Consider the following 20,928-nt stretch of genomic DNA (forward strand, 5'->3'; position numbering starts at 1 on the left):
CCCTTTATCTAGGTTTAACTTGTCTTCTTTTGCACCACAAAATGTCGTGTCACTTTCGTACCATCGTCCGCGGTTATCGTCAGCTCCCAAACGCCCGGTGTCGTATTGCCCGATACCAGCCACTGCCAGGACACCTTGCCTTCGGAGTCAGCCGTAGCAGTGCCCAGATGCTTCGCTTGGCTGCGTCCGCTCTTATAATGGATAACCAGATCCAGCGTGCGCCCTGGATCAGTCTGCACGACCAGACGAGCCTGGCGCCCCGGCCTCAGCGGGTCGGGCTCTATGGAAACAATCAGCACCAATGCCTGTGCCGTTTCTCCCCCCTCCGTCTCCCCCCGCTTAGCCGGAACCGCATCGCTGACCCATACCCGCTCCTCAGCCTGATCCTTAAGCACAATCGTTTTCTTGGTGAATGGAAAGCCGAGCTTGAATGTATATTCCGCTTCGATACGAAGATATGGTTCCGTTTTGTGTTCCAAATCCGGGAGGGAAAGAAGACTTAGCTTCAATAGCTCCGGGTCCAGAATGGATTGATCCGCCTCACGCCGCAGCATCGGCTCCACAACAGCCCGGGCAACCTCAGTCGCAACCGCATTTTCTACAGGTTTCCAATCTCCCGTCAAGACAGAAGACATCAGCAGTCCCGCCGGCGAAGGGAGCCATTCCTGCAGCTTGTCGGCGATAAGGGTTATACCCGGCAAAGGCGGCTGACGGGAAGAAGACGGCTCGTCTGACGGCAGATGCTCCGAGACATAAGCGGAAGCAAGCTGAACAGGACGGATATTGGCCGCAGCCTGCCGGACCGTTTGCGATGCCGCTCCATGGAGCGCCATCTGTACAGCGCACAACTGGATCAAGCAAATAAAGAAAATAATAACCATGAGCACGATTGGCATAATGAGTGCTGCCTCCAGCGCTATGCTTCCCGACTCCCCCTGACGCTTACTGGTACGACCAGCCAATTGTTTTAGTCGCTTCATAGCGGCCGCCCTTCACCTTTCCATTCAATAATCCAAGTACCGTAAAGCTTCTCATCAGCCCCGGCAGAAACCATACATTCACCGATGCGCTCAACTCGCCAGTCAGGCCTGTGGACGTGCCAGCCAATATGACTTCCGTATTCTGCTCAATAACGGCAATCGTCCGGGAGGTCCGTTTCTCGCTGTTTCCATGCAGCAGCAGAAAGACGCGCAAATAATCAAGGTAAGTCAGATTCGTAGAAACATACTTCGATAAAGGAGTCGTCCCTTCTTTGGCAAGCATCATCATATCTGCTATGGATTTTTCCAAGCCATACAGCAAAGCTGCTGCAAGTACAAGCAGCGGATGGCCCATGCCTTTGCACTCGACCAGCCCTTCCATCGTCCTGACAGCCAGACGGACACCAAAAATTTCGCCGTATGCCGCAGCAATATTGGCGGCCGGATCATGGAATCCATATAGAATGTACTCTATCTCCTGGTTGCCCAAAGCTAGAGAATCTGAAAACCCGCTATCGCCTGTGCTTTTCATCATCGACTCAAAGTTCTTAGGATCATAAGCATTGAAGCGGTGTACGATGTATTCATTCATATAAAGAGGATCGCGAATGCCTGTCAGCATATCAGCCATCCCCGAGAATATCGAACCCATCCCGCTCATAGATGCCGAAGCCGCATCATGAGGATCTTCCGTTGCCTCCTCCCCCGAGATCGCTTCGTCTGCCCCCAGCTCATTAAAGAGAAGATTGGCCTCAAAGCGCTGCTTCACCTCATCGAAAGCTTGTTGATGCTCCGACTGACCGGATTCGCTCATCCCTTTCATCCAGCCGCGCACCTCATTCCACTTTGATTTGGCTTCTCTCTCTTTCTCCTTTCGCTGCTCGTCCGAGGACTGACGCTCATTCAACCCGTCAGCTCTTGCCTTGATCACGACTCCAGGACGAATATAATCATCTGCATACTGATTAAAGGCTTGCTGCAGTCTTTCAGCGCTTCCGGACATCATTGCGCCAGAACCCGGGTTGGAGAGAGCAGCCGAAACACCGCTTTGAAAGCCTGCCGTTCCGGCATTAAATGAGTTGAATTTGCGAGTTTGAGCGGTAACTTCCTCTTTATAACCAGCAAACCACTCCGACGGAAGGATCATATCCTGCGCGGCCTGCCTGACCTCCTGCAGCTGCGATGCAGGAGCCGAAGCCCCGGAGGCTGGCTGATCGTTGCTTTGCTCCCCGCTGATCAGGTCATACCCGGTATTGTCCCGATTATCCTGCAGCCGTTGAATGACAGCACTCATTTCATCATTGCATCGCCGGGCTTCCTCCAGCTGCTCAAGGGCTTCCGGTTCCAATTCCCGATGACGAATCAACGCATTGCTGCTTTTATGGGCCAAATCATTGGAGACCGCCCTGGCAGTCATAGCGTATGAACCTATCTCCAGCGAATATTTCGGCCTTGCTCCTGCAGGGGGCGCAGAATCATGCGCAATCCAACCCAGATATGATCCATACCCCGAAACAATTCCCGCTACCGCACCGCCTGATTGACCCATACCGCCTACTGCCAATAAGCCATCCATCTCCTGTTCCGCAGCACGCGCCGATTTCCGCTGCAGCTCAAGCGTCTTCTCCAGATGCTTCTCCCTCTTGTCATAGAGTTTGCGTACCTCTTCAAGCACCTCGACGGAAGTTGAAGCCTCCTTCATCGCTTCCGCCAAAGGGGCGAACTTGGAAACCACTTCGAGCGCAAAGTCGACAGGGGCTTTGTATTTCATCTCTTCCAGCACCTGCCGCTTAAACACCGCGTGGGTGCCGAGAACCTCGTAGCTGTTCACATGAGCATCCACCGGCTTGATACGCAGCATTTGGAAGGCATCATCATTATCCATCCAGTTGTTCTCTGCAACATGACGGAATATTTCATTTCGATCAGTGCCGCCCGCACCAAACAATCCGTATTGCTCGTACAGCTGGTTATCATAAGCGGACAGCGTTGAGCGGATGCCCGATTGGGCGGCAACCTCCAGCTGCTTGTGAAAGGCGGCAATTCGGGCATAGTCAATCAATAGGGAGGTCAGCAGCAGAATCCCTGCTGTAGCGACAACCAAATAAACAGACACAGCACCGTCCTCGCGTAAGAATAATCCGCCCGTGTGTTTGTCCAGCCGCGTACTAGGTGAATGCTTTCCGATGACCGACACCTCCTTTGGCAGCCCGATAAATCTCTGGTTTTTATAAGTTATTGCTTTTGCTTGGAACGTTTATCAAGCACCGCTGCGGCTTGCTTTCGCTTGGATTCGCCGCCGGGTTCCCGCTCAAACTTGGCTGTATAATACCGGACCAGATCGACATTGCGAATCAGCTCTACCGGATCGACAATTTCCGCTGAACTGGCGGCTCGGGGCTCGGAATGACCTAGCATCAGCTCCAAAGGACGGATAGACAAGGGCTGCCGCAGCTTGACCCCGATTCCCTTCTGCAGCAACCCGTAGGAGTAGCTCATTTCGCCTTCGAACGGCCGCGGAATCCGCTTCGCTGTCCTGCTCAGTTTGAGCGCTGGAAGGGAGCTTGGAGAATCATCAATCCGGTCCCCGCCGCTTGTCTCGCCGGCACTTTCATCGATGTCGCCTATCTGTACGGTATACCCGCCGCTGGCAGGACTTCCATCGAATCCAAACAACGACTTCAGAGCGCCGTTATCTGAAATCCGCCAATACAAGCCATCATAATTCCCTGTCTGGCCCATGCCGCTTAATGGATCACGATAGCTGTTATCCCAGCGGAATGCTGCCCGTTCCGCCGAGATGGACGCCGCATCGTAAAGCACGACCTTCTGATACATATACATGCTCAGCAGGATCAAGGTCAGAAGCGCGAAGAAGATCGCCGGAAACACCATGGATGCTTCCAGCGTGAAGCTTCCTTCCTCGTTCCTCAGCCAGCGCCGGATCCGGCTATTCATTAAAGATTTCGTTTGCTTTGTTATCCGCTTCGCCCATCAGATCTCTCAGCAGTCCAATAATCCAATCCTTGAACAGCAGCGCCAATATAATAATGACGGCAATAATGAGTACAATTTCCAATGTGCCGATTCCTTCATCTTCTTGCCAGAATTTACGAATACCGCTCCATTGTTTTTCCATTTTTGTTTTTCTCCTTTTGTTAGATTGCAGCGTAACCGCATTCTATTGATAGTTGATTTCATTCACTGGTGGCTTCTTTGCCTATTAGCCGCCCATCAGCATGACTGCCGGTGAGGCGACAAGAATCATCAGAATCAGAAAGATCCCGACAAGTGGAAACACTAGCTTGGAAGATGCTTCTTCGCCAAGGGATCTGGCAACCGCTTTGCGTTTGTCCCACAACGTATAGGATAGTTCCTGTAGGGATAATGCGAGCCTGTCCCCGCCGCGGCGGTAATTGAGCAGCAGGGTCGTTGTAAACAGTGATACCTCCTGTACCGCACAGCGTCTGCTGAAGGCCTCCATGGCAGAAGCAAACGACTCCCCATTCCGGATGCCTTCATTTGCCCTCCGGAGCTCTTCAATAAGCGTGCCCGCCTGTTTATCGTCTCCCCGCCTAGCACAACGTTGTAGCGCCCGCTGCACCGTTTCCCCTGCGCCAAGCAAAAGCATGAGCTTGCTGATGACTTCAGGAAGCATCAGCAGGATCTCCCGTTTGCGCCGCTCAACCTTGCTTCGGGCATCCCTCCACTTGGCGGCAGGGATACCCACGCCAAGCAAAGCGCCGATCAGCAGCAGCGCATTTTCTCCGCTGAGCAGGCACAGCCAGCAGCTGGCCGTCAGAGCCAAATAACCGGTTCCCACGGAGAAGGCAAGAGAAAGTCTTGTCGATTCAATGGTCCAGCCGGTTCCTCCCAGAATGAGAAGCTTGCCGTGCAAGCCAGTCAGCTGTGTCTGTGTCCGGTCCCATACCCCTGACTTGTCCAGAAGCAAATAGAACGGCTTTATCAGCAGGTTTCTGTTGTTGGGCGTATCCAGAGAAGTTTGACCGGTCAAGGCGGCGGCGTAGTGCTTGTTTTGTTTGCCGGACAGGATGAATGCTGCAGCCCACACCATGGTAAGCGCTGCTCCGATCAGCAGGATCATGATCGTCACTCCCTCCTACATGCGGATATCCATAATTTTCGTCATCATCCAATAACACAAATTCAAGAGCAGCAAGGACACCGTCAACAGAACATAACCCATTCCGCCATATAGGGGCTCCATATATTCGGGAGCGGCGAAACCGAGAAACGCAAGAAAAATGAAAGGGACCGCCATCATGATGCGCGACTCATAACGTTTCTGGGCGAGCATCACAGCAATATCCTGCTGGATATCCAGCTTTTCTCCAATGGTTTGGGAAGTTCGGCGGATTACCTCAACCAGATCGCCTCCCGATCGCTTGCAGGTTGTAAATACATCAACAAATTGGGCGATATCGTCGATTCCGGCTCTATGGCTCAAGTCCTCAAGCGCATGCTCCAGCGGCTCTCCATAAACCATGCGCGTCCGGATAATCTCAAATTCAACGAGCACCTCGGTTTTGGGATCGGGATACAGCAGACGCAAATCGTCGAGCGCCGTAACAAAGGCGTTCTCCACGGAACGTCCTGCTGCCAGTGACGATGTGACCGAGAATAACGCTTCTTTAAACTGCAGCGTCAGCCTGAGCCTCCGTTTGACAAGAAGCGTTCTGCGGCTGAATCGCGGGGCGATCAGGCCAGCCACTGACAGAATCAGCGCCACGATGACAGAATGGTAGAATAGATAGGCGGCTGTGAATAAGAGCCCCCCTCCCGCAAGAGCGGCATAAACGAACTGACGTCTGCTCAAATGATAGTGAGAATAATCCGTCAAACCTGCTCCCCCCTGCGCCTTGCCAACACGGGAAGCCTCCTGTGGCCAACCAAGCCATGCCAATAAGCGTCCGTCTTTTTTTGCTGCTCTTTGCTTCATCCCACCTCCTCCCCTAAAGCACTCTCCAGGCCTGCCATCTGAAGCTTCCACCTGCGCTGCAAACGGCTCCCTGTTGGTCTCAAGGCCCCGATAACCCGTCCAGCCTTTTCTCCTTCTTCTTCAAAGCGGTAAAGTGACTGAAGCGATACTTCGCCGTTCAGCAGGCCGGTAATCTCGCAAATTTCCGTCACCCGCCGCGAGCGGTCGCGCATGCGCGATAAATGGACGACGATATCGATCGCGGAGCTAATCTGCTGCCGGATAACTATAATCGGCAGCTCCGCGCCGCTGAGCACCATGGTCTCCAGCCTTGCCATCATATCGCGCGCGCTGTTGGCATGGCCGGTTGATAAGGAACCGTCATGCCCCGTATTCATCGCCTGCAGCATATCAATCGCTTCCCCGCCGCGGACTTCGCCGATAATGATGCGGTTGGGCCGCATCCTGAGCGAGGCCTTAATCAGCTCGCGCATGGTGATTTCGCCCTTGCCTTCCGTGTTGGCATTGCGCGTCTCCAGCGACACCAGATTGGGGATAGAGGCAATTTGCAGCTCCGCAGAGTCTTCGATAGTGACAATCCGCTCATCTGCAGGGATAAACTGGGACAGGGCATTTAGAAAGGTGGTTTTTCCCGAGCCTGTTCCCCCGCTAATAAAAACATTGTATTTGGCGGAGACGAGCTTGCGCAGCAGATCCGCCGCTTCTTCCGTAAGGGCCCCGAGTGCGATCAAATCCTTCATACACAGCGGCTTCTCCGGAAATTTGCGGATTGTCATTGTCGGTCCTTTCAGAGCTACCGGCGGAAGAACAATATGAACACGGGAGCCATCCTTCAATCTGGCGTCCACAATAGGCGAGGATTCATTCACGACGCGATTGACGCCGGCAACGACCGCCTGGATCAGATCCTCCAGTCGCTCCCGGCTCTCGAAAGACAGGGAAAGCCGCATCAGCTTGCCGGCACGCTCAATAAACATCTCCTCGTGGCTGTTGATCATGATCTCCGTGACTGTGGGATCATCCATCAGCGGCTGCAGCAGGTCCAGCCCTCTGAAGGCATGGAACAGACGGCGTACAAGCTGTACCTTGCCTCCTGCCGTCAGCGGATGCTCGCGCGACCATTGAAAGACGTTTCTTTCAATCACCTCCATGAAATCCGCATCCGACATCGCATTGTCCATATCAAGCTGCCCGCGGATCTTAGCCTTTAGCTGCAATACGATTTCCTCCTGCATCTTCCCCTCCCCTTTCCAAAATCGCCAGTCTCACCAAGAGAGACTCCACAGCGCCGCGGTATGCGGGCGATCCACTGTCCTCCAACACGTTATATCCGCCCGCCCATTCCGGCATAAAAGGCAGCGAGCCTGCCAGCCGCAGCTTCAATGCCTCCTCGCATATGGGATCGTTATTCAAGGACCTGGCATTAATAAACTTGAACTTGCGCCGGCAATTCAGAAAATCATTCCCCCATTTCTGCTCGCCGTAACGAAGGGCAAGCTGTGTTTTCCGCAGAACACCCCCATCTCCTGAAACCAGCCATAATATATGGCCGGCCGCCTGAAGCACGGCATGGTGGAGTTCCTCGAGCCGGCTGTCCAGATCAATAATCACAAGATCATATTGTCCGGCGCAGGCAATCGTCCGAATGAGCAGGGCAGTCTGGTCGGCGCTCAGGGACAACAACTCCTCGGCATTCCCGCTTGGCGCAAAATAATCCATCGGCAGCGTGGCGTGACGCTTCCTAAGCTCCGATAAGCGCAGCGGCGACTTATCCGGCTGTGCCTGCAGCGTATAGAGCATCTGCGGAAAATCCTCGGATCCTTCGTCCCCCAGCCAAAGCGAGGTCGCATTCCACTGCTCCAGGTTCAAATAAAATACCCGCATCCCCCGGACTCCGGCTTGTCTTGCAAGCTGCAGCGCAAGCATCGTCTTGCCGATTCCCCCTGCTGCAGAATAAACGGCGACAACAGGAGACTCCTCTCCTTCGGTCCGGCTTGTGCTCGCCCCTGTAGCGGCATGGACCGCGGATAATGCCTGCAGAAGCTGAGGCAGAGGCTGATACTGCAGCACTTCTGCTGCATTCGGATATTGACCGCTTCGTCCTACAAGCGCCACAAGCGGGATAGCACCTGTTTGTTCCCCCAGCTCATCAAGCATGTGGGGCTGGGCCGCAATTAAATCGACAGCGTATCCGCCACGGATAAAATGCCGCAGGGCGGCCGGATTAGTAAAAGCCGTGAGCTGCCAGTCCTCACCGAACGGCGAATGCCGGATATAGTCGGCAAGACGTTCGATATATTCGGCTTCCCTGACTGCGATGATCAGATTTCGTTTATTCACAGCCCCTGTGTCCTCCTTGGAAAATCCTGAAAAATAAAGTGAGCAACAATCGGTTCCGTAACGCAAGCAGTTACATCCCCTTATTGGCCAAAAAAACAAAAAAAGCACCGTAAAAGCGCAGATATTCTGCGCAATTACGGTGCTTCCGTATCGCTTCACTTATGAATGTCCACAATTTACCACGACATAGCGTACATCGTCAACCCCTAAAACCACAAAACCTTTGTCTTATCTCCAAAATCCTATCTTCGGCTTAGCCATATAAATCATTTGATTTATAGTTGATTACTTTTAGTAAGTTAGTTATAATAAGAAAATCAACCAACCAAGACCACCATAAGGAGAGATATAAAATGAGTCAATTAACCAATACCCCTGTTTTATCCACCGAAGAAGTCATTCGTCAGCGTCATTCTGTACGCCAGTTCAAGCGGGATGTTACCATTCCAGAGAGTGTGCTTAATGAAATATTAGAGCTTGCAGCAGCCGCCCCTTCTTCCTGGAATTTGCAGCAGTGGCGTTTTCTTGTCATCCGCGAGCAAGCCCAGAAGGATATCGTAATGCCGATTGCTTACGGCCAGAAGCAAGTATCAGATGCTTCTGTTGTCGTCATCATATTGGGTGATCTGCAAGCTAATCTTACCGGCCAGGAAGTATATGATCAGAAGGTTGCGGCAGGCGAGGTTACCCAGCAAATCCGCGATAATCTGATCGGCCAGATCGACGGCGCTTATCAGAATCCCCAAATCGCCCGTGATGAAGCCAACAAGAATGCCGGTCTTGTCTCCATGCAGCTGATGCTGGCCGCCAAAGCGAAAGGCTATGATTCCGTACCTATGGGCGGGTTCGATGCCGCGAAGCTTGTTGAAACGCTGAACATTCCTTCGCGTTATTTTCCGGTCATGATGATTCCCATCGGCGAAGCCGCAGCTCCAGGGCGGGCGACAGACCGTTTGCCGCTTGAGAAGCTTGTTATCCACGAATCCTTCTAAATTCATGATTTTTTCACATCGGATGCAAAAAAAACTCTTAGCCACCTGTTACGGGTGAGCCAAGAGTTTTTTCCTTTTTGTTTTGCCGGGCTTTTAATGGATCGTACCATGCGCAGGATAGGAATCGAGTTCATCCACATCAAAACTTGGAATTCCCGGCTTCGCGTCCGTTCCAAAGAACAACTCCATTTCCCGGTCCGCGCTTTCGGCTGAATCGGAGCCATGAATAATATTCTCGGCGACCTCGAGGGCAAAATCACCGCGGATCGTTCCAGGCGCCGCGTTCGCCGGATTTGTATGGCCAATCAGTAGACGGGCAGCTGCTACCGCATTCGGCCCCTCCCACACCATCGCGCATACTTGTCCAGAGGTCAGGAAGCTCACCAGCTCCCCGAAAAAAGCTTTTTCCCGATGCTCCTGGTAATGCTGCTCGGCCTTATCCCTTTCTATCCGCATCAGCTTCATTTCCTGCAGCTTGAAGCCCTTTTGCTCAAACCGCGTAAGGATAGGGCCGATGAGCCCTTTTCTGACCCCATCCGGCTTGATCATTACAAATGTTCGTTCCATACGGCTAGTCTCCTTTGGATATCCGGCAGATGAGCTTGCTTTAACAGCTTTCCATAATCCGCCAGTTTCCATTCATGCAGCCATGGAGAATCAGTCCGGACAGCAGCAGTCGAATCCTATATCCCGTTATCCCTTGAGGTTCTCTGTCAGCTCCAGAAAGGTGCGTACATCCTCTGTCGTCAACGCAACCGCAGAGCGCCAGAAGTCCGGCTCATCGAGGCGGACGCCCAGATGCTTCTGGGCAAGCTCCTCTACCGTCATCACGCCAGTGTCCCGCAGCAGCTCCACATAACGCTTGGCAAATGCCGGACCTTCCTCTCTTGCAGCCGCATAGATACCGCTGCTGAACAGATAGCCGAAGGTGTACGGGAAATTATAGAAAGGCACATCCGTCAAATAAAAATGAAGCTTCGACGCCCAGAAATGCGGATGCGCTTCTCCCAGAATACCGCTGTAGGCTTCCCGCTGCGCTTCCTCCATCAGCTTGCTCAGCTGCTCATGGTCAACCATCCCTTCCCGGCGGAGCTCGTAGAAACGGCTCTCGAACAAGAAACGGGCATGAATATTCATAAAAAATGCGGTTGACCGCTGAAGCTTGTCCTCCAACAGGGCAAGCTTCTCATCCGGATCCTCAGCCGCCTGGAAAGCTGAATCGGCTACGATAAGCTCCGCAAAGGTCGAAGCGGTTTCTGCCACATTCATGGCATATTCCTGGGCAAAAGGCGGAAGATCATTCATCACATGCTGATGGTAAGCATGCCCCAGCTCATGCGCCAGTGTGGAAATATTGGACGCTGTGCCTGAATAGGTCATAAAAATTCGGGTCTGTTCGCTTTTTGGGAATGCTGTACAGAATCCGCCTGGCCGTTTGCCGGGACGGTCCTCTGCTTCAATCCAGCCGTCACGGAAAGCCATCTTTGAGAATTCGGACAAATCGGGACTGAATGCCTGAAATTGCTCCAAAATAAAGGCAGCCGCTTCATCGTAGGGAACCGTACGGGTAGCCGAGCCGATCGGCGCTTCGACATCATGCCAGTCAAGCTTGGCTACGCCGAGCAGCTCGGCTTTACGATGCAGGTACCGGACAAGCTCGGGCTTCCCTTCGTTCACGGCACTCCACATCGCGTCCAGCGTTTTCCGGCTCATCCGGTTCATCGATAGCGGCTCCTTCAGAACCGAATCCCAGCCTCGTTTGCCGTACAGCTTAAGCCTGAACCCCGCAAGGCGGTTGAGCGTCTCTGCGCACAGCTCTGCCTGCTCGCCCCACTCTCGTTCCCATTCTGCGAAAGACGCCATCCGCTCGTCCCGGTTACCACTGGAAAGACGGTTGTGCATCTGTCCAGCCGAGAGCGTTACTGCCGCCCCCTCCTTATCCACCGCTTCAAAGCGGGCACGGGAAACGATGGTGTTATAGAAATCGCCCCAGCCGTGATAACCATCGACAGCCAGCTCACCAGCCAAAGCTTCCAGACTCGGCGGCAGCTTTTCTTTAGCCGCGCTGCGCCGCTCATTCAACGTAAATGCCAGCGGCCGGATATCCTCCTGCTCAAGCCAGTTCTGCCAGTGGCTCTCATCTGTCAGCCGCAGCTGTTCATCATAGCTGGTGAGCGCGGCATTGAATTTGGAGGCCAATGTCTTAACCCGGTCACTCAGACCACTGGCCGCAGTGTCTTTGACCTGCTGCGCCATCAGGCAGGAAACGAACGATTCCGCCTGGCGCAAACGAAGCAGGATGGATTGAATCTGATCCGTCCAGTCAGAGAGCTTGTCCAAAGCAGCAGCATTCCCGTTCCCATCTGCCTCATAGGGACGCAGCCCTTGGTCCAATGTATCGATATCTTGCTCAATTCCCTTTAGCTCCGCGGCAAAATCAGCCGATTTCGAGCCTCCCTCGTAAAAAACATCCAGATTCCAGCTTTGCGGATATCCCTGTTCCATGACTGTTTTCCTCCTCCGGGCTAGTTATCTACTTTGGTTCATGCGTTGCGATTTCCACGTCATCGGTGTATAACTGAATTATAGCGAAAGGTTGACCCACTTTACCAATGTTTCGTTGATCACAAGTTCCCAGCGCAGCGCTGTGGACACTTTCCGGGTACAAGTCCGCACTGATTAAGGAGTTGATTGTATGTCCAAACCATTGCAGCTCTCGGCCGAAACAGCCGTCAAGCTATCCAAAGAATTGAATGTGCCCCTTGAGCATTTGATGCATATGCCCAAACATATTCTGCTCCAAAAACTCGCCGAGCTTGCCAAAGCCAATCCCGCTTCGGAGAAACTGGAGCCTGATGAAACCGGCAAAGAGGATCAAGATTCGTGATTCCATTTGATCGTACCTGGCCTTATGACCTTCTGATGAAAGACCTTTATGTGCCCTCCTGTCCGTTCTGCGGCGCGGATAACGTACTGCTTCCGATGAGACCCAAGGAACTGGCGGATGTGCGCAGCGGCAAGAAACGTTTGCTTGTTTTCCCCTGCTGCAACGGCCGCGTCACCGTCGTTGACGCGGATCAGGATTATTTGCTTACGGATACGAAGCTGCGCTAGTAAATGCTGTATACGCAAAGAAGCCGTCCATTTCCGGACGGCTTCTTTGTTTACCCTATACGGTTATTAATCATGTTCACTGCCCCCGTACCTTTCAACTAGAGCTGAGGGAGGACACGACACGAACGATGCCTCCGAATGTGAAGGCGTATCTGTACATTGTGGAAACTAAATGATGCTTGCTGCTTGCACGTTATCTGCCTGCTCACCGTCGATAAGCCCCGTTCTGCCGGCATTTTCGTTACGCAGCAGCTGCCACTGCTCGCGGGAGGCACGAATCATCGATGCGTCGACGATTTTCTTGTCGTTGACGACACGGGAGAACCAGCGCACGGCATCCGCCGGCTCTCCCAGCCTGCGGTGCAGCTCGCCGATCAGATACATCAGCTTCGCATTGTTCAGGCTATCGCTTTCCGTCTCATAAACGTGTACATAAGCGCCATGGGCAAAACGCAGAAATCGCAGCTCCTGCTCCGTCTGGCCCTCATACCGGTATAGCCACGCGATGTGATGGAGAATGCCTGCGATGACGCGCTCCTTGTCACCGATTACCTGTGCGCAAATCAGCGCGAATTTGTAGCACTCCATCGCCTGTTCCGAAGTCCTGCTTCCGCCGTAGTCCCGCAGGACCCACTGCCTGCCGATCCGCTCGTAGTAGAGTCTTTTCTGAGCGTCGCTGAGCTGCTCGGCACTATTCTCGGTCGATGCGAACCCGCATTTGGGGCAAACCCTCACCACGTAAAAATCAGGATTGATTCCGTTTTTAAAATAAGAACAAAAGTCGCTGTCCCGCGTTGAGGCTTTCTTGAAGCTTGGTCTGACTCGGGAGGTCTGATAGGGGGCTTCACAACAAATGCATGTGATCGAAGTCAAATAGAGCGGCTCCATGCCATCACGTCTCCTGTTCGTTATCTCCATTACTGTTCACAAAATGATGAGCGGGTCCTGACAACCGTTGAATGACAAATTCCCGAAGCTCTGCAGGAAGATCATTATCCTCCAGCGCTCCTCGCATGCAGGACAGCCACGCCTCTGCGCGCTCGGGCGTAATCGGAAACGGCATATGTCTTGCCCGCATCATAGGATGTCCGTACTGATCGGAATAAAGGGAAGGTCCGCCGAAAAATTGAGAAAGAAACAAAGCCTGCTTTTCCATGACGGGTTGAATATCCTCCGGAAACAGCGGGGCCAGCATAGGGTGTTTCAGGACTCTGGGATAAAAGGCCTCTACGATTCGGGTTACCCCTTCAAAACCGCCGACCGCATCATAAATATTGCTATAGTTATTCATCGTCATTCTCATCTCCATTTTATAGGTCTTTTGAATTATTTTAAAGTATTTTTTTGAAACTTTTGACTTAGTCCATTGTACAAAAAAAATGCCCTTCTATTGGAGGGCATTCGGTCATTGGATAGTACAAATAAGCATCGAAAATCAGCTCTCATAATCCTCTTCTCCGGGAGCCATCAATGACTCACGAATAACGTAAATGAATGCACACACGAGGATGCCGGCAATAAAACTCATACAGTCATCACCCCAAGCGTTCGGTATACTTCTAGTGTACCATAAACATGTCGAAAATAATACCTGTTTTGCAAGCGTTTTCTTTATTTATTTTTGTTGCAGCTAACCTTTCAATTCCTGCCTTTTTAACATTGATTACCCTATATTGTGATGATTGTCCCAGTCTGCTCATATATCGATTAGTAGAGGATTTATTAGATCGATTGGAGGGGGACTTTGTGCACATCGTCCGATATCTGATCCGGCCGGCGGTTATTCCGGCCTGGTCCGCCATGCTGTTCGTATTGCTCCTGGCCGCTTTTCCAGCGGCATCTCTTGAAGCGTCTATCCGCGGGCTTTCCATCTGGTGGCAGGTGCTGTTCCCGGCCTTGTTTCCTTTCTTTGTCATCTCCGAGCTGCTGCTCGGCTTCGGGATCGTGCATTTTTTTGGCAGGCTGCTGGATCCTCTGATGCGCCCCTTGTTCCGGCTGCCGGGAATCGGCGGTTTTGTAGTCACAATGGGCTACGCATCCGGGTATCCTGTAGGGGCCAAGCTGACAGCCCAGCTATGGGAGCAGGGGCTGGTTAACCGAGCCGAAGGAGAACGGCTGGTGGCATTTACGACAACCTCTGATCCCATTTTTCTGATTGGTGCGGTATCCATCGGGTTTTTCCATAATCCGGCGCTTGCTCCGGTACTTGCCGCGGCTCATTACGGGGGCGGTTTGCTTATAGGCTTCATGATGCGCTTCCATGACCGCCAAGATGAACCAACGGCGGCAGCAAAGACGAACCCAACAGCAGGCAGGCGCAAATCGCGTTTGGCCGAGGCTGTCAGGGCCATGCATGAAGCCAGGCTTCTCGATGGCAGAGCGATCGGGAAATTGCTCCAGGACGCCGTACAAGCCGCCCTGCGCCTGATGATTGTCGTGGGCGGACTGGTAGTCGTCTTCTCCGTCATTATGGAACTGTTAACCAAAGGAGGAGTGATCGGCGCGATCGCTCACATGCTAAACGGTGTTATGGGCTTGTTTGGCCTGCCGTTCTCCCTCTCGGAAGCTGTCGTTACCGGCCTGTTTGAAGTGACGCTCGGCGCAAAAGCTTCCGGCACTGCGGCAGGAGCCGCACTCGTCCATCAAGCTGCTGTTGCGGCATTTATCCTCTCCTGGGGCGGATTATCCGTTCATGCCCAGGCTGCCAGTCTGCTCAGCCGCACGAATCTGCGATACACGCCGTTTCTGATTGCGCGCCTGGTTCATGGCTGTATAGCCATGGCGCTTGTCTATCTGCTCTGGAACAGCCTTGGTCCCACCGTTTGACATTGTATTCATGGGCATTTTCCGATATGATCGAACTATCACCCATTTTGGAAGGGGCTTGTTTCTTTGAACTACGCAGTGGTCGACAGAGGCGATAAACTGTCCCAGGAGCTTGCACAGCTTTTTCACAACATGGCAGCGGAAAAGGGATTTGCACGGAATGAGGAAAAGCCGGAGATCGTGATTTCCATCGGCGGTGACGGAACGCTGCTTCAGGCTTTCCATTCCTTTTCCGACCGGGTCGCGGATGTCGCATTTATCGGCGTACATACGGGCCATCTTGGATTTTTTGCCGACTGGAAAGCTGATGAGCTGGAAGAACTGGTTCACATGATGGCTGAAAATGAGCCGAAGGTCGTTCGTTATCCGATCGCACAGATTGAGCTGGACACCACAGAGGGCCATTCGACTCATTTTGCTCTGAACGAATTTACGCTTAAGGGTGTCGACAATACGCTTGTCGCCCAAATCGATATCAACGACGAGCTGTTTGAAATGTTCCGCGGCGATGGCATCGTCGTCTCTACTCCATCCGGGAGCACGGCTTATAATAAGAGCCTAGGCGGCGCGGTTATCCATCCTTCCATCGAATCCTTGCAGATCGCGGAAATTGCTTCCATTAACAACCGTGTATACCGTACGCTTGGATCTTCCGTCGTTCTGCCGCAGCATCATCATTGCGATATTATTTCGCGCAAGGAACAGCGTCTGCAGCTGTCGTTCGATCATCTTAACATTACAAGAAACGATATCCGTTCTATCCGCTGCAGTGTTGCCGGCCATAAGGTCAGCTTCGCCAGATACCGGCCTTTCCCGTTCTGGAACCGGGTACGTGAAGCGTTTCTAGGATACGATGTGAAATAATGAAGCTTTTTCGATCCTATTTACAATTTGTGAAACCTTACCGCTGGCTTGTCGCGTTTACACTGATTATCGGTATGCTGAAGTTTGCCATTCCGCTTACAATGCCGCTTTTCATCAAATATGTGGTGGACGAGATCCTGATGTCCTCTCTTCCGTCGGAAGAGAAGCTGAATAAATTAGCCCGCGTCATCGGGCTCGCCTTTATTTTGTTCGTCATCGTCCGTTATCCGATTGAATACTTCCGGCAGTATTTCGCCCAGTTTACGACGAGCCGGGTCTTGTTCGATCTGCGCAACAAGCTGTACGGTCACCTGCAGCGGCTTTCGATCCGTTTTTATCAAAACCGGAAATCCGGCGAGATCATATCACGGGTAATGAATGATGCCGAACAAACCAAGTCATTGGTGGAAACAGGCCTGATGAATATCTGGCTGGATATGTTTACCCTTGTCATTGCGCTTGTGATCATGTTCAACATGAATGTGACGCTGACCTTTGTCGCCATCGCCATACTGCCTTTTTATGCGTATGCAGTCAAGAAGCTTTATAAGCGCTTAAAGGCATATTCGCGCTCCAGATCCCAATCACTGGCTGAGATGCAGGGTTATCTGAATGAGCATGTCAATGGCATATCGGTCGTAAAAAGCTTTACGCTGGAGACCCATGAGCAGGAACAGTTCCAGGTTCGCAACCGCCATTTCCTGGAACGGGCTTTCGCTTTGACCAGGTGGAACGCGCTCACACAGTCCATCACCAACACACTGACTGAGATCGCCCCACTGCTTGTCCTGGCCTTCGGCGGTTATCTGGTTATTGAACGGCGGCTCACCCTGGGTGAATTCGTCGCTTTCTACGGCTACCTGGACCGGCTGTACGGCCCCCTCAGGAGACTGGTCAACTCCTCAACTGAGCTTACCCAAGCCTCCGCTTCGCTGGAACGGGTGATGGAGCTGCTCAATGAGAAGCCTGAGATCCGCGATGCGCAGGATGCGATCGAACTTGAGAAGGTAAAGGGGAATATTGAATTCTACGATGTTTCCTTCCGCTATCAGCAAGAAGGCGAGTGGATTCTCCGTCACATTGATTTGGCTATCCCTCATGGGCACACGGTTGCGCTTGTCGGAATGAGCGGGGGCGGCAAATCATCTCTGATCAGCCTGCTGGCCCGGTTCTATGATATCCAGGAGGGGCAAATCACGATAGACGGCCGGGATATCCGGACCATAAGCCAGCAAAGCCTGCGCTCTCATATCGGTATGGTGCTGCAGGATAACATTCTCTTCAGCGGCACGGTGAGAGACAACATCCTGATGGGTAATCCGAAGGCTTCAAGCGAAGCGATTATGGAAGCCGCATACCGCGCCAACGCCCATGAGTTTATCGAGACGCTTCCAAACGGCTACGATACGGAAATTGGAGAACGCGGCGTGAAGCTCTCCGGAGGACAGAAGCAGCGGATTGCCATTGCCCGGGTATTTCTTAAGGATCCCGCCATTCTGGTTCTGGATGAGGCCACCTCTGCTTTGGACCTGGAATCCGAGCACGCTATACAGGAGTCGCTGTCTGTGCTCGCCCAGAACCGCACAACGCTTATTGTCGCCCATCGCCTGTCCACAATTACCCACGCCGACAGGATTGTCGTTGTGGAACATGGCTCCATCGTGGAGCAAGGCACGCATGAACAATTAATGATAAAGGACGGCGCTTATGCGCGGCTTTATAATGTACAGCATTTATAACCGAAAAAGCTGCTCATACGGTTTATTAACCGTACGAGCAGCTTTTATTAATTGGGAGCATCATGCCGATTAAGATTTAGGACCGGAATCCCGTTGACGCTCTCTCTGGCTCGATCTGGGTGGTGACTGCGTCTCTGAAGCGGCAGCCACTGGCGCTTTGGGTGCGGTAAAATGCGGCTTGCGGTGCCGGTTGCCGCGCTCTGTGTTACCGGAGCGCTCTTCCTGGTGATTCGACGTTGACTGCTGCCGCCCGCCATCCTTGTCCCGTTCTTTATCGCGGTCTTTGTTGAAAGGCTTGCGGTTTTCTTTAAACGGTTCCTTCTCCGTATCCTTTGCTGCATCCTTGCGAGGATGCTTGGGGTGGTATTCGCGTCTTTGATGCTCCCGAACGATCCGCGGCGCCCGCACTTCCTGACCGGTTTCGTCCACTTGGCCAGATTCGCCGACCAGCATCGAGAGTTCATAGGCATCTTCAATGCCTTCAAACAACTCCGTATGCTCAGACTCATCCGATTCGATCTCGCTGCCGTCCTCCCCTTGACGCTTGACGCCTGGATGCCGCTGGAGAACAAAATAAGCGCAGCCGAAATTGCAATATTCATTAATATAATCAAGCATGCTTGAGAATGCGCTATCTTTGGTTGCTTTGGGATGATTATCGCGAAAGAACCCTTTCAGCCGAAGCTGATTGTAGCCCCAGTCCCCAATTACGTAGTCATAACGCTCCAGCACCTCGCTGAAACGCTCACGAAACGCTTCGGGGTTCCAGCCATCCTTATTCTCATGGATCAATTCATAGGCTCTGCCGTTGATATGCATCAAGGGTGCTCCCCACTCCTTCTCACAATGTTGCTGTAATGGCCTCCGTGGCCGATTTTACCTGCTCATGGGCATGATAGGAGCTGCGCACAAGCGGAGCGGATTCCACATGGCTGAATCCGCGCTTTAATCCTTCCTCTTTCAGCTTGGCAAACTCGTCCGGATGAACGTAGCGTTCCACTGCCAAATGATTCGGAGTCGGCTGCAGATATTGTCCCAATGTCAGTATATCCACATCTACCGCGCGAAGATCATCCATCGTCTGGAGGATTTCGTGCCATTCCTCACCAAGACCCAGCATGATGCTTGATTTGGTCGGAATGTCGGGCTGCATAACCTTGGCCCGCTTCAATAATTCCAGCGAACGCGAATATTTCGCTTTGGCGCGGACACGATCCGAGAGCCGTTCAACCGTTTCAATATTATGGTTAAGAATGTCCGGCTTCACATCCATTACGGTCTGCAGCGAAGCCTCATTCCCGAGAAAGTCCGGAATCAGAACCTCCACACTGCAAAGCGGCATCCGGCCGCGGACCGCTTTGACGGTTTCGGCAAAAATAGAGGAGCCGCCGTCGGCCAAATCATCCCTTGCGACCGAGGTTACAACACAATGGCGCAAGCCCATTTGCTCCGCCGCATCTGCCACACGTTCAGGCTCCTGAAGATCAAGCTCCGTCGGCAAACCTGTCTTGACAGCGCAAAACCGGCATGCGCGCGTGCATATATCGCCTAATATCATAAAAGTCGCCGTCCGATTCGCCCAGCACTCGTAAATATTCGGACAACGTGCTTCTTCACATACCGTATGCAGCGTTTTGGAACGCATCATATCTTTAATTTCGGCATAATTGCCGCCTGTTGTTAATTTAATCCGGAGCCAGTCCGGCTTTGGCGTAATATCCTTTGCTTTTGTTTTCATTCAAACCAACCTGCTTTCTGTCGTTCTCCTGCGTCTTATTATAGCACGTTTCGGATAAAAACCAATGATTTGCAAATGATAACTACAGTCCATTCGACCATTTCCGCATAAGGAGGAGGGGTACATGAAACGTTTTTTACTTTGTTCCGTCTTGCTCCTGTCCGGTATGATAGGTGTGCTGCAATCATACGGCAATGCTGCCGGAGCGCAAGGCAAGAAGGCCGAGCTCTCCGAGAACGATATTGAATTCCGGGAGAGGAAAATTCTGTATCAGCATATCAGCAGTTTGACCGGTATTCCCTGGTACCGGCTTGCAGCCATCGACCAATATGAAAGAACGATTACAAAGGCCCGGCCAAAAACAAGAAAAACACTCGGGAAGCATATCGGCGTTTTCGTTATGGAACCGAGATGGGCCGGAGTGCTTAATCCCGACCAGCAGGATCAATTGCCCACTTCGATTAAATGGTTCAGCGGAATCGGCCGCGATGGCGATGGGGACGGAAAGGCAAACCGGGAAAACGACATCGATCTGCTCTATTCGGTCGCCAACCATTTCCGGCATTTCGGGCCCTCTGAAGATGACTTCGCCATCGGCGCCTGGCATTATTACCACAACACCCGGGCTGTGCAGCGAATCCGCCAATTCTCTGCATTGTATGACCATTTTGGACGGCTCGACTTGTTCGAGCACGCATTTCCTCTGCCCATCGGAAATAACTACGCATACCGGGGGACATGGGGTACACGCAGAAGCTGGGGAGGTTTCCGCATTCATGAAGGGACCGATATATTCGCCGGCTACGGCATCCATGTTCGCAGCACCTGTTACGGCATAGTCGAAATCAAGGGTTGGAATCCCTATGGTGGCTGGAGGCTGGGCATCCGCGATTTGAATAACAACTACCATTATTACGCGCATCTGTCGGGTTACGAAAAATCTCTGCGTGTAGGGGACATCGTCAAACCAGGCCAGACAGTGGGCTACGTCGGAAGCTCAGGCTATGGCAAACCTGGCACGCAGGGCAAGTTTCCGCCGCATCTGCATTACGGGGTCTACCGCGACAGCGGCCAGCTCGAGTGGTCCTTTGATCCCTATCCTCTTCTGCGCCAATGGGAAAACAACGAAAGGCGGCAGCTCAAGCGGAAGCGTTAGATAGGCGGCCCACCATCCCCGCCTAGCGCAAGCAGTGATCAGGCATAGGAACGCTCACAAGAGGCAGAAGCGGATGGGGCCTCCTCCGGTTTGAGCCGTTTTGCATCTTAACTAATGCTATATGCAAATATTTACAGATAGAACGTTATAAATGGAACTGGTCATGAAAAAAGGCGTATGTCTTCAGGGACAGACGCCTTTTTTCCTTGCTCTATTACC

At 52.5% G+C, this 20,928-nt stretch carries 21 protein-coding genes; 7 read left to right on the forward strand and 14 right to left on the reverse strand.

Annotated features, from left to right (window positions below; genetic code table 11):
* Positions 1 to 14 precede the first annotated feature (14 nt).
* The 8 genes from IEY46_RS18990 to IEY46_RS19025 form a co-directional block, all read right to left on the reverse strand.
* Positions 15 to 980 (reverse strand): TadE/TadG family type IV pilus assembly protein, encoded by a 966-nt coding sequence (locus IEY46_RS18990; RefSeq protein WP_188993607.1) that lies wholly within the window; start codon positions 978 to 980, stop codon positions 15 to 17.
* Positions 943 to 3,177: a DUF5702 domain-containing protein gene (locus IEY46_RS18995; protein WP_188993609.1), complete on the reverse strand. Its 2,235-nt coding sequence runs from the start codon at positions 3,175 to 3,177 to the stop codon at positions 943 to 945. Before IEY46_RS18995 ends, IEY46_RS18990 begins: the two co-directional genes overlap by 38 nt.
* 38 nt (positions 3,178 to 3,215) lie before the next feature.
* The gene (locus IEY46_RS19000) at positions 3,216 to 3,938 is read right to left on the reverse strand and encodes a TadE/TadG family type IV pilus assembly protein (RefSeq protein ID WP_188993611.1); all 723 of its coding nucleotides are present in this window, start codon (positions 3,936 to 3,938) and stop codon (positions 3,216 to 3,218) included.
* Positions 3,931 to 4,119: a Flp1 family type IVb pilin gene (locus IEY46_RS19005; RefSeq protein ID WP_188993613.1), complete on the reverse strand. Its 189-nt coding sequence runs from the start codon at positions 4,117 to 4,119 to the stop codon at positions 3,931 to 3,933. The genes IEY46_RS19000 and IEY46_RS19005 overlap by 8 nt, the downstream gene beginning before the upstream one ends.
* Positions 4,120 to 4,203: 84 nt before the next feature.
* A complete protein-coding gene (locus IEY46_RS19010; RefSeq protein WP_229750366.1) occupies positions 4,204 to 5,085 on the reverse strand; it encodes a type II secretion system F family protein in 882 nt (293 codons plus the stop codon).
* Positions 5,086 to 5,100: 15 nt separating this feature from the next.
* Positions 5,101 to 5,940: a type II secretion system F family protein gene (locus tag IEY46_RS19015; RefSeq protein WP_188993616.1), complete on the reverse strand. Its 840-nt coding sequence runs from the start codon at positions 5,938 to 5,940 to the stop codon at positions 5,101 to 5,103.
* Positions 5,937 to 7,175 (reverse strand): TadA family conjugal transfer-associated ATPase, encoded by a 1,239-nt coding sequence (locus IEY46_RS19020; RefSeq protein WP_188993618.1) that lies wholly within the window; start codon positions 7,173 to 7,175, stop codon positions 5,937 to 5,939. The genes IEY46_RS19015 and IEY46_RS19020 overlap by 4 nt, the downstream gene beginning before the upstream one ends.
* Positions 7,141 to 8,280 carry an AAA family ATPase gene (locus tag IEY46_RS19025; RefSeq protein ID WP_188993620.1) on the reverse strand — a complete coding sequence of 380 codons (1,140 nt, stop codon included), beginning with the start codon at positions 8,278 to 8,280 and terminating at the stop codon, positions 7,141 to 7,143. The genes IEY46_RS19020 and IEY46_RS19025 overlap by 35 nt, the downstream gene beginning before the upstream one ends.
* Before the next feature lie 353 nt (positions 8,281 to 8,633).
* Here IEY46_RS19025 and IEY46_RS19030 point away from each other — a divergent pair, with 353 nt between their 5' ends.
* On the forward strand, positions 8,634 to 9,272 hold the full coding sequence (locus IEY46_RS19030) for a nitroreductase family protein (protein WP_188993622.1): 639 nt from the start codon (positions 8,634 to 8,636) through the stop codon (positions 9,270 to 9,272).
* A gap of 93 nt (positions 9,273 to 9,365) precedes the next feature.
* Here IEY46_RS19030 and ndk read toward each other — a convergent pair whose 3' ends face one another.
* On the reverse strand, positions 9,366 to 9,839 hold the full coding sequence (gene ndk, locus IEY46_RS19035; RefSeq protein ID WP_188993624.1) for a nucleoside-diphosphate kinase: 474 nt from the start codon (positions 9,837 to 9,839) through the stop codon (positions 9,366 to 9,368).
* Positions 9,840 to 9,965: 126 nt separating this feature from the next.
* Entirely contained in the window at positions 9,966 to 11,777 is a 1,812-nt protein-coding gene (locus tag IEY46_RS19040; RefSeq protein WP_188993626.1) for a M3 family oligoendopeptidase, read from the reverse strand.
* A gap of 190 nt (positions 11,778 to 11,967) precedes the next feature.
* On the opposite strand from IEY46_RS19040, the gene IEY46_RS19045 reads away from it, so the two are divergent.
* Both IEY46_RS19045 and IEY46_RS19050 read left to right on the forward strand, forming a co-directional pair.
* Positions 11,968 to 12,159: a YycC family protein gene (locus IEY46_RS19045; RefSeq protein ID WP_188993628.1), complete on the forward strand. Its 192-nt coding sequence runs from the start codon at positions 11,968 to 11,970 to the stop codon at positions 12,157 to 12,159.
* Positions 12,156 to 12,386 carry a hypothetical protein gene (locus tag IEY46_RS19050; protein ID WP_188993630.1) on the forward strand — a complete coding sequence of 77 codons (231 nt, stop codon included), beginning with the start codon at positions 12,156 to 12,158 and terminating at the stop codon, positions 12,384 to 12,386. Before IEY46_RS19045 ends, IEY46_RS19050 begins: the two co-directional genes overlap by 4 nt.
* Before the next feature lie 168 nt (positions 12,387 to 12,554).
* Here the strand turns inward: IEY46_RS19050 and IEY46_RS19055 are convergent, their stop codons facing one another.
* Together IEY46_RS19055 and IEY46_RS19060 are read right to left on the reverse strand one after the other, a co-directional pair.
* Positions 12,555 to 13,274, reverse strand: coding sequence for a DUF2225 domain-containing protein (locus tag IEY46_RS19055; protein ID WP_229750367.1), 720 nt, complete (start codon positions 13,272 to 13,274; stop codon positions 12,555 to 12,557).
* Between the two features lie 4 nt (positions 13,275 to 13,278).
* On the reverse strand, positions 13,279 to 13,677 hold the full coding sequence (locus IEY46_RS19060; RefSeq protein WP_188993634.1) for a globin domain-containing protein: 399 nt from the start codon (positions 13,675 to 13,677) through the stop codon (positions 13,279 to 13,281).
* A 461-nt stretch (positions 13,678 to 14,138) separates the two neighbouring features.
* On the opposite strand from IEY46_RS19060, the gene spoVV reads away from it, so the two are divergent.
* The 3 genes from spoVV (at position 14,139) to IEY46_RS19075 (ending at position 17,815) form a co-directional block, all read left to right on the forward strand.
* On the forward strand, positions 14,139 to 15,212 hold the full coding sequence (spoVV, locus tag IEY46_RS19065) for a dipicolinic acid transporter SpoVV (RefSeq protein WP_373288840.1): 1,074 nt from the start codon (positions 14,139 to 14,141) through the stop codon (positions 15,210 to 15,212).
* A gap of 66 nt (positions 15,213 to 15,278) precedes the next feature.
* The gene (locus IEY46_RS19070) at positions 15,279 to 16,076 is read left to right on the forward strand and encodes an NAD kinase (protein ID WP_188993638.1); all 798 of its coding nucleotides are present in this window, start codon (positions 15,279 to 15,281) and stop codon (positions 16,074 to 16,076) included.
* A complete protein-coding gene (locus IEY46_RS19075) occupies positions 16,076 to 17,815 on the forward strand; it encodes an ABC transporter ATP-binding protein (RefSeq protein WP_188993639.1) in 1,740 nt (579 codons plus the stop codon). Before IEY46_RS19070 ends, IEY46_RS19075 begins: the two co-directional genes overlap by 1 nt.
* A gap of 69 nt (positions 17,816 to 17,884) precedes the next feature.
* Here the strand turns inward: IEY46_RS19075 and IEY46_RS19080 are convergent, their stop codons facing one another.
* Positions 17,885 to 18,634 (reverse strand): YutD family protein, encoded by a 750-nt coding sequence (locus IEY46_RS19080; RefSeq protein ID WP_229750402.1) that lies wholly within the window; start codon positions 18,632 to 18,634, stop codon positions 17,885 to 17,887.
* A gap of 22 nt (positions 18,635 to 18,656) precedes the next feature.
* Positions 18,657 to 19,553: a lipoyl synthase gene (lipA, locus tag IEY46_RS19085; RefSeq protein ID WP_188993643.1), complete on the reverse strand. Its 897-nt coding sequence runs from the start codon at positions 19,551 to 19,553 to the stop codon at positions 18,657 to 18,659.
* Between the two features lie 124 nt (positions 19,554 to 19,677).
* Here lipA and IEY46_RS19090 point away from each other — a divergent pair, with 124 nt between their 5' ends.
* Positions 19,678 to 20,709, forward strand: coding sequence for a M23 family metallopeptidase (locus IEY46_RS19090; RefSeq protein WP_188993645.1), 1,032 nt, complete (start codon positions 19,678 to 19,680; stop codon positions 20,707 to 20,709).
* Positions 20,710 to 20,928 lie beyond the last annotated feature (219 nt).

The sequence above is a fragment of the Paenibacillus nasutitermitis genome (assembly GCF_014641075.1).
In the GTDB taxonomy this organism is placed as follows: Bacteria; Bacillota; Bacilli; order Paenibacillales; family Paenibacillaceae; genus Paenibacillus_Z; species Paenibacillus_Z nasutitermitis.